Source organism: Flexibacter flexilis DSM 6793 (assembly GCF_900112255.1).
In the GTDB taxonomy this organism is placed as follows: Bacteria; Bacteroidota; Bacteroidia; order Cytophagales; family Flexibacteraceae; genus Flexibacter; species Flexibacter flexilis.
In genome coordinates this window covers 222,537-235,273 of the sequence record NZ_FOLE01000003.1, presented here as the reverse complement: position 1 = coordinate 235,273, position 12,737 = coordinate 222,537, and the positions used below count along the sequence as shown (strand labels likewise).

The 12,737-nt window shown below is 41.8% G+C and carries 6 protein-coding genes; all 6 read right to left on the bottom strand.

Translation table 11 applies throughout. The features are described 5' to 3' along the window. Window positions 1-55: 55 nt before the first annotated feature. The 6 genes from nusB to BM090_RS07335 all read right to left on the bottom strand — a co-directional run bounded on the left by nusB (window position 56) and on the right by BM090_RS07335 (window position 12,595). The gene (nusB, locus tag BM090_RS07360; protein ID WP_091510076.1) at window positions 56-1,228 is read right to left on the bottom strand and encodes a transcription antitermination factor NusB; all 1,173 of its coding nucleotides are present in this window, start codon (window positions 1,226-1,228) and stop codon (window positions 56-58) included. 143 nt (window positions 1,229-1,371) lie between these two features. After that, window positions 1,372-2,469 carry a chorismate mutase gene (locus BM090_RS07355; RefSeq protein ID WP_091510073.1) on the bottom strand — a complete coding sequence of 366 codons (1,098 nt, stop codon included), beginning with the start codon at window positions 2,467-2,469 and terminating at the stop codon, window positions 1,372-1,374. Window positions 2,470-2,611: 142 nt separating this feature from the next. Then, entirely contained in the window at window positions 2,612-3,652 is a 1,041-nt protein-coding gene (locus BM090_RS07350; RefSeq protein WP_177199862.1) for a PorP/SprF family type IX secretion system membrane protein, read from the bottom strand. Window positions 3,653-3,686: 34 nt separating this feature from the next. Further along, window positions 3,687-5,288, bottom strand: coding sequence for a T9SS type B sorting domain-containing protein (locus BM090_RS07345; RefSeq protein WP_177199861.1), 1,602 nt, complete (start codon window positions 5,286-5,288; stop codon window positions 3,687-3,689). Between the two features lie 384 nt (window positions 5,289-5,672). Next, a complete protein-coding gene (locus tag BM090_RS07340) occupies window positions 5,673-9,092 on the bottom strand; it encodes a hypothetical protein (RefSeq protein ID WP_091510063.1) in 3,420 nt (1,139 codons plus the stop codon). 437 nt (window positions 9,093-9,529) lie between these two features. After that, window positions 9,530-12,595: an efflux RND transporter permease subunit gene (locus tag BM090_RS07335; protein WP_091510061.1), complete on the bottom strand. Its 3,066-nt coding sequence runs from the start codon at window positions 12,593-12,595 to the stop codon at window positions 9,530-9,532. Window positions 12,596-12,737 lie beyond the last annotated feature (142 nt).

Below are 12,737 nucleotides of genomic sequence, written 5' to 3'. Positions count from 1 at the left end.
ATAAGCAAAAGCGATAAAATTGCGGGTTGTCGCAAACTTTATCGCTTTATATAAACTATTGATTATCAATAAGACCTCTACCGCTTTTCTTAATTCGGCCAGCAGTTGTAAGTTCCGCCGAAAGCGCATCGAGCACCCCGTTAATAAACTGCTTGCTCTGTGGCGTGCTGTAAACTTTGGCCAACTCCAAATATTCGTTGATGGTGGCTTTTACGGGAATACTTGGGAAATAAAGCATTTCGGTCAAGGCCATGTGCAACATAATGCTGTCGGTAGTGGCCACGCGGCTCATGTCCCAGTTTTGAAGTTTTGTAGCGATAAGTGGCTCGTGCTCTTTCTCGTGGCTGAGTGTGAGCGAATACAAATCTCTGAAAAACTGGCGGTCTTCGACCCAGTCGGGCGAAAGTGCAGCCATTTCGGGCTGGCCAGCAGCAGCAGATTTGAACGTTTTGGAAACCATACTAAAAATAACGTCGCGGTCTTCGTTCCAAGTAATATCGTCTTCCTCAAAAAATACTTTGGTCAATTCGTTTTTGAGGATAATATTTTTGGCAATATGTCTTAAAATTTTCTCCTCTTCTTCGGGACTTACTTGCTTGGCAGCTATATATTCTTGATAACGTTCGTCGTTTTTGAGGCTGTCGCGGTAAAGCTTGCGTACAAAAGCGGCGTTTTCGGTATCTTCCCAAGTTACGTCTTGGCGGATACGCTCATCTTCGTAAGGTTTGAAGTCGCGCAACGTCTGCAAAATCGTGTTTGTATGCAATTTGAGCATATAACCTGGCAGCGGCGCAGGTTTGATGTGCATTTGCGTTTTTTCATCTTCTTCCATTTGCACTTGCTCGGCCAACGCCAAGGTAAGTGCCAACACAGAAACGTAATGTTTGTAGATTTTTTCAGCTTCTAAGACCATGTTGCGGCCAACAAAGTCGCGATCTTTTTGTAATTGTTTCAGATAATACTCAAAAGCTGCGGCAGCTTCGCGGCGCGCCTCTGGGTGTTCGATGTCGGCAGGCATACGACCACTTTTAAAAGCTTCGTCGAAAAGAGCCACGCCAATAGCGGTTTGCTTTTCGGGAAGAATGATGTCACGGCCTTCTACCAGTGCCAATTGTTCAAAAGATTCGCCAATGAGGTCGCGGGCTACATCGTAACCCGATTTTTCGGCCTGTTTGAAAGCGTACAAGGCTTGCATCGCCTTTATTCGTAGCAGTCGTCGGTTGAGCATTATTTTATTAAATAAAGAAACAATATTTCAATGAGCTTGATTTCGGGGTGCAAATTTAAGGTTTCTAAACGCGCCAAACAAATCTTTGTACCAAAAACCAAACAAAAAGGGATTTGCCTCTCGACAAACCCCATTTATTTGACTTATAAAGACTTCGCTTTATCTTTTTGCGACAAAGCCGCATCTTTTTGCGTAAGAATCGCTTCTTGGTGAATAAGATTGTACAATTGTTCAATCAATTTGTCAGACAATTGCAGGGCTTTGGCTTGCTCCAGACGCTTGTCAAGCAAATCAGCCCAACGGCGCAATTGCAAAAGCGTAACGCGGTGGTCGTGCTTGCTCACCCCGATTTCGCGGGCAACTTCCATGCGGTCGGCCAAAAGCTGCAACAAAGATTTGTCTATATGGTCAATGCGTTGGCGCAACTGTTCCATTTTTATCACAAAATCAATGTCATCAGAATTTGACTGTTTCACCGTCAGGCCAGCCAATAGCTCCGTAAGCAACACGTGTGGCGTAACTTGCTGCGCCGCATCGCTCCACGCCGCAGGCGGGTTGGGGTGCGTTTCTATCATCAAGCCAGCCATATCAAGGTCTAAAGCCATTTGCGAAACTTCCGAAAGTAAATTGGCTTTGCCTGCAATGTGGCTTGGGTCGCAAATCATCGGAATTTCGGGCATCTGAACTCTAAAATCAATGGCCAACGACCACAAAGGCGCATTGCGATACGCTGTTTTTTCCAAAGAACTAAAACCGCGATGAATCGCCGCAATTTTCGTCAGACCCACATTGTGCAAACGCTCAATTGCTCCCAACCAAAGTTGTAAATCTGGCGTTACGGGGTTTTTGACCATCACGGGAATATCCGTACCGCGCAGTGCATCAGCAATTTCTTGTACCGAAAACGGATTTACGGTCGTTCTTGCACCAATCCAAAGTATATCAACACCATGTTTGAGACAGTCTTCTACGTGCGCGGCATTGGCCACTTCCGTACAAACAGGCAAGCCTGTCTCGGCTTTTACGCGTTGCAACCAAGGTAAAGCCATTGTGCCATGTCCTTCAAAATTATTCGGGCGCGTTCGGGGTTTCCAAATACCAGCTCGAAACGCGGTAATACGCGGGTCTTTTGCTAATTCGTGGGCAGTTTGTAGTACCTGTTCTTCTGTTTCGGCACTGCAAGGGCCAGCAATAATGTACGGGGTGTTTTTTCCCAACCAAGAGACATTGGAATTGTTCATGGCATTTTCATTTTAAGTAAAAACTAACAATAAAAGGTGAGGTTTAATTTTCTTGGTGTATTTGGGTTTGAAAAGATAATAAAAAAAGCCGCTCTATCCAAAACGATATGAGCGGCTTCCGTATTTTGTAAGTGTTCAGAACCTATATACGAGGTGTATCGAAACGTTTACGTTTTTTCTCGCGTGCATTGCGGATAGCAAGTGTTATTTCATAAGCTCCGCGTGCGTTGGTATTGGTTCTGAGCGATGAAGCATTCATGTCGTAGCTCACGCCTAAGGTAAAGTTATTGTTGGTAATACCTGTGGCAAAAATAAAGGCGTCCTGCAATCTGTACCAAGTACCAAAAATCAAGTCGCTGTTAGCCAACGGACTAAAGGGATTTTCAACAATTCGATAGTTCAAATAAGCTCCTGCATTTACTTGTGAGGCTTTCCCTTGTGAGACAAACAAAAAACTTGGGCCTACGTTAAGTTTTGGAGACATGTGAAACTCCAAGCCACCATGTGCTTTAAAAGCCATTGGCATGGCACTCTGATAACCTTCCACCAACGATTCATTTGGTTGATTCACGTGCATAGCTGCCACGCCCAAATAACCACTTAAGCCTGAACGGAAATAGTTATGTGTAGGGTTGAAACTCCACATAGCACCCAACGATACGTCAGGCATTAGTTTACTGTTGCTGATACCTGTACCTGTGAAACTTGTAGGGTTAGTGTAGCCCAAATCATTATAATACGAACCCCATTCAGCATTTGTAAAATCAATATTTTTTTGGATAACGCCCACTTGACCCGCAATAGAGAAACGACTCAAATCGCTCCTCAGACTTTTAGTATAAGCAAAGCTAAGGTTTGCACCCGTAGTTCTTAGTGCAGCATCACCACTTTGGTCATTGAATACAGACACACCAATTCCACCCACAGGGTGTCTTTTGGATACACCTGCAAGCAATGGAATAATGGCAGACACTTGGTTGGTCGTGTATGGCTTTGCAGCACCACGCCATTGCGAACGATAGGCTGTACTGAAAGTAAGGTCATGTTCTATGCCAACCATTGCAGGATTAAGGTACAAGGAAGAGGCGTAATATTGAGAAAACTGGGCATCTTGAGCATAAGCATAGCTAGCTAAAAAGCTCAACCCCAAAACCATTATGATATATTTGTTAATGTTTTTCATTTTCAACTTATTTTGGAAAATACAGAAATTGAGCTTATCGGATAAGTGCCACAGTACCAACTTTATCAAATGACGTACCATCTAAGAATTTCCCTTTGATGGAGTAAGTATAAGTACCTTGTGGTAACTCACTTCCGTTATCTTTTCCGCCATTCCAGCCTTTTTTAGCTTCTGTTACATCAGATGTTTTGAAAACCTCAGCTCCCCAACGATTGTAAACAACCATTTCAAATCCGTCTGCCGCGATATAACCAAACACACGAAGCGTACGGTCTGCTGCATTAGTTGCATACGGCGAAAATACGTTAGGAACATATAGCGAGTTTGATTTTTCTACTACAATCGTAATAATCGTAGAATCAGGACAAGCGGGCACAGAACCATCAATGTTTGATACTTTCACTTTTACTTGATATGTCCCCGCAGCAGTAAACGCAAAGGAAGTATTCGCATTGACTGACGTATCAGCAACATTTCCAGTACCAAAAGACCATCTATACTTGGCTGCACTACTTGCATTCTGTATTTCAAAATAAACTGGCTCTGTTACAAATGATTTGGCTGGAGAAAAATATTTGCTACCATCACTACTTTGAACATAATAAACAACTCCAGCATCAGGCGAGAAGGTCATCGTAGTTGATGTCGTAACTTCAGTGTTTTTACATTCATTACTTGCCGAAAGTTTAAATTCAATATTTCCAGCATCTAACGGACTTGGCGTATAAGTTGCATTTAATGTATTAGCATTAGAAATTACACCCAAACCAGTGGTAGTCCATAAAATTGTTAACGGATTCTGTTCGGTTCCTCCTGTAGCAGTACCATTCAAAATAATAGACTGGTTGGTACAAGAATTAGTATTGATAGCCGCGATTTCTGCCGTTGGCACTACTGACGTTTTGAGTGTAACAGTGATAGGAATAATTGCTGAGCTACAACCAAAACTATCTTTAACCATCACATTAATAGTCGTATCTGATTTTATTAGAGAAAATACAGAGTCTTTCTTCGTTACAAAGGTTAACCCACCATCAAAAGAAACCAAGCCGTTTGCATAAGTATGATTAGCAGTAACGGTCAGGGGGATACCTGCACAAATAGAAGATGCAGAAGCAACTACATTACTTGTAATCGTTGTACAAGGAATTGTTTTTTTACCAAGCGTATCAGAATAAGCGGTATCGCAACCACCAAGAGCTCTTAATGCAAAACTAGTAGAGTCTCCAAAAGCGAGAGGAATAAATAAATAATTGCGAGTAGCACTAATCGTATCAATCCAGTTAGATGTTCCATTTAGCGCAAAACCATAGCCTACTGCATTTTCTACAGGACTCCAACGATACAAAATACCATTAGGCTTGGCTTCTGCTGATATAACAGGCTCTCCCAACTCATAATGAAGCGGAAATACAAGAGAAGAAACTAATTGAGATATGTTTGATGACAACCATATTGTGCCATTATCTCTTCTGAGCACGCCCTGCGCCTTAGTAGCACTCGCATAACCTCTCCACGAAACATTACTTGTATCTTGGCAATGTCCAGGCTTAATCGGGATAGCAATCTTAGCTACTAACTTATACGAACCAGAAACCAAAGAACCTAAAGTATCCACTGAAGAATAATTTCTCAAAACCCTTAAGTTAATGAAGCTGCCAACACCTGCAGAAACTACAGGATTCGCATAAAAGGGATTATTAGCAGAAGACCATAAGCCATTTTCTTTAATCACCATATTGGCCGTATCCAACGCATTGGTATTCAAATTAATGAGGAAATCTGAAGCTCCTAATCTGACATCTGCATTACTTTGCGACTTCTTCAACAAAACACTAACAAAGAGTGTATCTGAGTTAGCATCAATACTTTGGTCTATACGCAGATCAAGTCTTTGTGCGTAAGCATGACCAATAGATACCATACATATAAGAAGAGTGGCAAGAATATTTTTATGAAAAAACTTCATCTCTTTTTTTAATCTTATGTTAAACATTATAACTTATTAAGTGATAGATATCTATGGAATCGTAGAATAATAAACTCTCGCATTTTGCCTGTTAGCAAAAAATACGTCAGCTACATCTACTTTGCCATTCATATTCACATCTTCACTTGTATATATTGGAGATGCTGGGGCTAAAAATACAGCACGACTAACCATATCGTAATCAGCTGTATTTACCTCATTGATAGTTCCTTTATAAACATCTGCTGCAATCATTGCTGCTTTTCCGTTCAGTAACTTAGCCCCCAAACTAGCGTTAGGGTTTGCTTTAAATATTAAATTGGGCTGAGTCATATTCAAGAAACCAGTCTGCAAAGTAGCACCCAACTCACTCGGACTAGCCACTAACTTAACAGAGTCTGCACTAAATATTGGTAAGTGATTTCTATGAAGAACTTTCACAAAGTATCCAGCAGCTTTTAGGGTAGTAGCCCTATAGAAGTAAACATAAGGTTTCGTTCCTGTTTCAAAATCTCTAATCGTACCATCTTGCAACAACCAAGCATATGCATTTTCTACAAGAGCTGCGCCTGATATTGAATCTCGATACAACTGAACTGTAATCACATCAACAACATTATTTCCAGTTTGGATTGGCAAAGAATATCCTGAACTCATTTCGGAGAAACCAGCAGGAGCTGCATTTCCGTATTTTTCAAAATCTTTAAGAATACCGCCTGCCGTACTTGCTACAAAAAGACTATCATGCATTTTGCCAATTGAAGAAGAGTAAGCACCCTCCAACAACACATTCAAATTACAGAGATAACTAGCTCTTACAGTAAGCGTAATAATCGAACGAACAGCTTTACAATTATTGAAATCCGTAACATCAATAGCAAATCGATAAGTCCCAGCAACTGTTGGGGTAAAAACAGGATTGGCATCATTGATAGAACTTAACTGGGTAACATTGGCAAGAGAACCAGCCACAGCAGACCATACATAGGTATAAGGAGGTGTACCAGAAGTTGCAGTAGGGCTACCACCCAAAGAATACTGAGAACCAAGAGGAATAACTACGTTAGAGCCCGCTACCACCACAGGAAGAGGGGCTACTGTAATAGTATCCGTGGCAACGGTAGCAGAACCACAACCATTGATAGGAGTTGCTGTAACTCTTACTCCTCCAACATAAGTAGGACTCCATTGTACCATCACAGAATCTTCATCAATAGCAGAAGTATCATTTTTAGGAATAAATGTACCTGCTTCTGTTGGAATGATAGTCCATACATAACTTGCCGCATCAGCAGATCCCGTAGCATACAATGTAGAAGGAGTTGCAGCACAAACAATCTTATTACCTAATAGTGGTGTTGCTGGGCCAGGCGGAGCATCATTTACTTGTATGTTAAATGCAGGAGACCATGGACCAACGCCACAATCATTAAACCCTCTCACTCTTACAGTGTACAAACCACCATTAGTGGTAGGACCAAAAGTTAGGATAGCTGACGTATCTGTTCCCGTTATAACTGCTCCCTGAGCAGACAAACTTGAACTAATTGACCACTGATAAGAAGTTGCACCCAATACCTTACCTACGCTATAAGTAGTACTTGCAATTGGTACTGTATTACAAAAACCACGAATGCCTTTAATATTGGCAGGCTTGGCGGGCAAAGGCTTCACAGTAACAACCAAAACACCTGTATCTCCCATAGAACGTCCTGCAGCAGCAGCAGCAAAAGAATAAGGATTAGTTGCCGTAGTCAGCTGACAGGCGGCGGAAAAACCACCTACCACAACTCTGGCTTTGCCAGAAAAATTAGACGGCCAAGTAATCGTAACAGAAGGTGTTGAAGTGGCAGGAGCAGTAGCACCAGTCAAAATAGCACCCGTAGCATCGTTTAATACATACCAACGATAACCATTTGTTGCTGCAATGCCTGGTATTGGATCAACTGTATAAGTTGTAGTATAAGCCACTCTCTTTTGGCAAAAAATAACAGAGTCTCCTTGCGGTTTATTTGCTTTTGGAGGAAGTGGTTGCAATTGTATTTTTATAGAATCTTCAACACTACTTCCACAACCATTATTAGCTTTTACAAAAATAGTAGCAGTAGTACCTTGATATTTTCGATTCCAAGAAATGACGCTTTGAGCAAATGCCCCAGAAATAGTACCCACAGGTTGTGAATTGACAGCATCTGTGGGAATTACACGCCATGAGTAAGACGCAACATTGGCCACAGTATCGGTGCGATACACATTGTTAAGTGTATTATTAATACAAATAACATCAGTAGATGTGAAGTTTGTATTAGATGGTGCATTTGGTTTGTTGGGAGCTGTTGCACTAATACGAGCTACAGCTGGCGAAGACGAAACCCCATCTCCACATATATTAACAGCATATACCGTAATATACACTTTTCCTGTATAAGACTCATTCCAATCTATCTCTACACTGTTTGAACCGTTAGAAACAATAGAGCCTCCTTGAGCTGGATTAACAGACCAAACATACGAAGTTGCAGTAGCTTGTGCAGGAATTGTAAAAGTTGTATTAGGAATTGGCGAAGCCCCACAAAAACCAGTAGCCAAAGAAACAGACGACGTAGGAACTGGAGGCATTGATAATTTAGAATGGACAGTAAGTACAACTTTATCCGTGGTGTACAAACAATATCCATTACTGTAAACACTATATACTGTATCGCCATCTAACCAATAAGTGGAGGAAGATGCAATAGTTGGCGTATATGTAAACGTATTTGAAGATTGTGTTTTTAGCAATTTGGGATCTGCTGTTCCTGTCTTTTTATAAAAGCTATACGAAGAAAAACCTGAAGGGGCTGTCATCGAAAGTGCTGCCGTATTACAAATAGTAGTAGCGGAAGTAGTAAATGTTGTAGGTAAACCCACCGCACGCAACGGCATAAGTTCTGGGTTTATAAAAGTGGCAACACCAGCATTACTATTGTCTTTTATCTCCGTCGAATCCCAGCGAGCAAGCACCACCTCATCTTGAGACCACACCGCTCGGCCATTGCTATTACAATCTATAATAGGAAATTTAATACGACCAACTTGTGCTAAGTTCGATGGAATATTAACACCACCCGCACCAGGCACACGTCTTCTTATCTTTAGTTTAACAAAACCATCTCCTTTTTCAATAGTCATATCGTTGTAGTTGGCGGCACTATTACCATTATCCCACAAACCATCTCCAGCCGCATCTTTTGTAGCAGCAAGCGCATTCAGCAAATCAGGGTTTACATTCAATACTAAATCTACATTACCCAAGGCGGCATCAGCTCCCCCAGTTTTTTTCACTTTAATATCAACGACAAGAGAACCACTAAGCACTTGTTGTTGTAATGAAAGCTCATAATTAATTGCCTGTGCAAACGCCTTTGACGAAAAACACATCAGCCCAATCAATAACAAACAAGCCTTACCAAACAGGAAAAATTGTTTCATTTGAAATACACCTTTAAAATTATACTCTTACTGAGTTTTGCTAACAATTTTGATAGATTATCAAAAATCTAAAACAAATTCCAAATAATCGGAATATGTTTGGGTTACAAATTTAAGATACGATTTCTTAAATTCAAATAAAAAATATTCAAAATTAAATACCTATTGTCGTAATTATTTTGCATCCTTATAGTATAAATGCAATCACAACAATAATAAACTACTGAATTACAGCGGTTTAAAAAAAAGAATAATTATCACTTTAGCAGAAAAACATAAAAATAGTGCAATGTAATTTTCCGTTATTTTTTGCATAATTTATTACAAAAAATAATGTGATTTTTAGGTAACATTGCTAATGTTATTGCTTCTCACAAAAAATATAGCTCACTCTTCTAAAAAGAGTGAGCTATAAATCCAATATATTCAGAATCAATTTACACAGAAACTTTTTGTTTATTTCCTGCCAAAAATACATACATCGCAGGAATAACAAACAGCGTTAGCACCAACGAAAACATCAGGCCACCCACAATCACCACGCCCAATGGTACGCGACTTTGCGCCCCAGCACCCAGTGCCAACGCAATCGGTAAAGCTCCCAAAACCGTCGCCAATGAGGTCATCAAAATAGGACGCAAACGCGCCTGCGCAGCCTCTATCGCCGCTTCTGTTTTACTCAAACCTTCCTCGCGTTTTTGGTTGGCAAACTCCACAATCAAAATTCCGTTTTTGGTTACCAAACCCACCAACATAATCATCCCGATTTGAGAGAAAATGTTGAGCGTCAGGCCAAAGCTCCATAACGATAACAAAGCTCCCGCCAATGCCAACGGCACGGTAAGCATAATGATAAATGGGTCGCGGAAACTCTCGAATTGCGCGGCTAAGATCAAGTAAATCAGCAACAAGGCCAATACCAAAGCAAAAGACGTATTCGAGGCACTTTCCGCAAAGTCGCGCGAAGGCCCCGAAAGTTCCGTAACAAAACTCTCGTCCAATTGTTTGGCCGCAATGCCGCGCATTACTTCAATACCTTCACCGATAGTCTTGCCTTGCGCCAACGAAGCGGAAATCGTAGCCGATTTGTAGCGATTAAAATGGTACAATTGCGGTGGGCTACTCATTTCTTCCATACTCACCAAATTATCCAACTGAATAAGTTCGCCTTTGTTGCTGCGCACATAAAATGAAGCCAAATCCAACGGCTCATCACGTTGGTCGCGCTCCACTTGCCCAATTACTTGATATTGTTTTCCTTTCATCAAGAAATAACCGAAACGGCCACCACTCAATGCCGATTGCAATATCGTGGCAATATCGCGCACCGAAACGCCCAACTCTGCCGCTTTCAGGCGATCAATATTGATGCGCAATTCAGGTTTATTGAATTTTAAATTCACATCAACATTCTGAAATACAGGGCTTTTCCGGGCTTCTTCCAAAAATTTCGGAACAGTGGTTTGTAGTTTATTAAAATCCAGCGTTTGAATAACAAACTGTACGGGCAATTGCATACCAGCCGCCAAAGAAGTAGAAATAGTCTGTTCTTGGTTCGGGAACATACGCGCCTCTGGAATGCGTTTGAACATTCGGTTGAGTTGTTGGTAAATTTCTTGTTGTGAACGTTTGCGTTCGTCTGGATCAGAAAGAATCACGTTCACAAAGCCACTGTTCGTTACCCCTACCCCACCAAACGCGGGTGCAGTTCCACCAAACACCATGCGCATTTCGGGTACAGAATCCATGACCATGCGCGAAGCCTTACTCACGACACCTTCCGTATAATCAAAGTCTGTTCCTTCGGGTGCTGTAACAGGCGTGCGGATAAGGCTTCGGTCTTCGAGCGGTGCCAGTTCGGACGGCAAATATTTATTCAATCCCACGATCAAACCCATACAAATAGCCAACATTACCAAAGCCACCCATTTTACACGCATGAACCCCGTGAGCCAACTTTTATAACCATTGTCCAAGCCCACAAAAAACGGTTCAGAAAAATGATAAAAACGGCTGCGTTCATGGTCGTTGCGGGAAAGTTTTACGTTGAGCACTGGCGTAAGCGTAAGCGACACAAAAGCCGAAATTAATACGGCAGCGGCCACCACAATCCCAAATTCGCGGAACAAACGCCCCGTAAAACCTTGCAAAAAGATAACAGGAATAAACACCACCGCCAACGTGATAGAGGTCGAAATTACCGCAAAGAAAATTTCGTTCGTGCCTTCTTTGGCTGCTGTCCATTTATCTTCGCCTTGTTCTATTTTCTTAAAAATATTTTCGGTTACCACAATGCCATCATCCACCACCAAGCCCGTAGCCAACACGATAGCCAACAGCGTCAAGATATTGATAGAAAAACCAAAAATATACATGACAAAAAACGCACCTACCAACGAAACAGGAATGTCTATGAGCGGACGAATCGCAATAAGCCAATCTCTAAAGAACAGATACACAATGATTACTACCAGCAAAAACGCTATCAAAATGGTTTCACCTACTTCAGTAATAGAGCGGCGCACAAATTTAGATTTGTCGATACCAATGTCGATAATCATATCGGGCGGCAAATCTTTTTTGATTTGGTCGTAACGCTTATAAAACTCGTCGGCAATCTCTATGTAGTTTGCACCAGGTTGCGGAATCACGGCCAGTGAAACGGCTGCCATATCGTTACGACGAATTGAAGTTTCTTCGATTTCTGGTCCCAAAACCGCCTCACCAATATCACGGAAACGTATTGTTTGATTGCTCACTTCCTTGATAATCATATTATTAAAATCATCTTCCGTATTCAAGCGACCAAATGTTTTTACGGTCAGCTCGGTGGCATCGCCGCGTACTTTACCGCTCGGAAGTTCCACATTTTCGCGGTCTAAGGCCGTACGCACATCTTGTACGGTAAGTTGATAGGCCGCAAGTTTGGAAGGATTAATCCACAAACGCATGGCAGGGCGGCGCAAACCAAAGACTTGCACCTGACTTACGCCTTTTATCGTTTGCAACTTTTCTACCAATACATTTTCAGCATAATCGCTCAACTCTACGGCATTGCGCGTAGTGCTTTGCAAAGGCATAAATACAATCGGGTCGCTGTTGGCATCGGCTTTGGACACAACAGGCGGCGCATCAATGTCTTGCGGCAAATTGCGCGTAGCCTGCGAAACTTTATCGCGCACGTCGTTGGCGGCTTGTTCCAAATCGCTACCCAACTCAAATTCGACGGTAATCGTACTTTGCGACAAGGCACTGGTGGACGAAATAGATTTAATCCCCTGAATCCCGTTGATGGCCTTTTCCAAAGGCTCAGTAATCTGCGACTCCACAATATCGGGGTTTGCGCCTGTGTAAACGGTTCGCACGGTGATAGTGGGCGGGTCAATGGCTGGATATTCGCGCACGCCCAAAAAATTAAAGCCGAGCGCACCAAACAATACGATAATGATACTCATCACGATTGCCAGTACGGGTCGGCGCAAACTAAGGTCTGAAAGCGTCATAGATGTTTATTGCTTGCTGGTATTACTTGAAAGAAGATTGATTTTAATAAACGATTCACTCACAAAAAAGCCAAACACAACATACAGTCATTAAGTTCTATGCCACTTCATAAAATACAGATAGACTAATATTACGACAAAA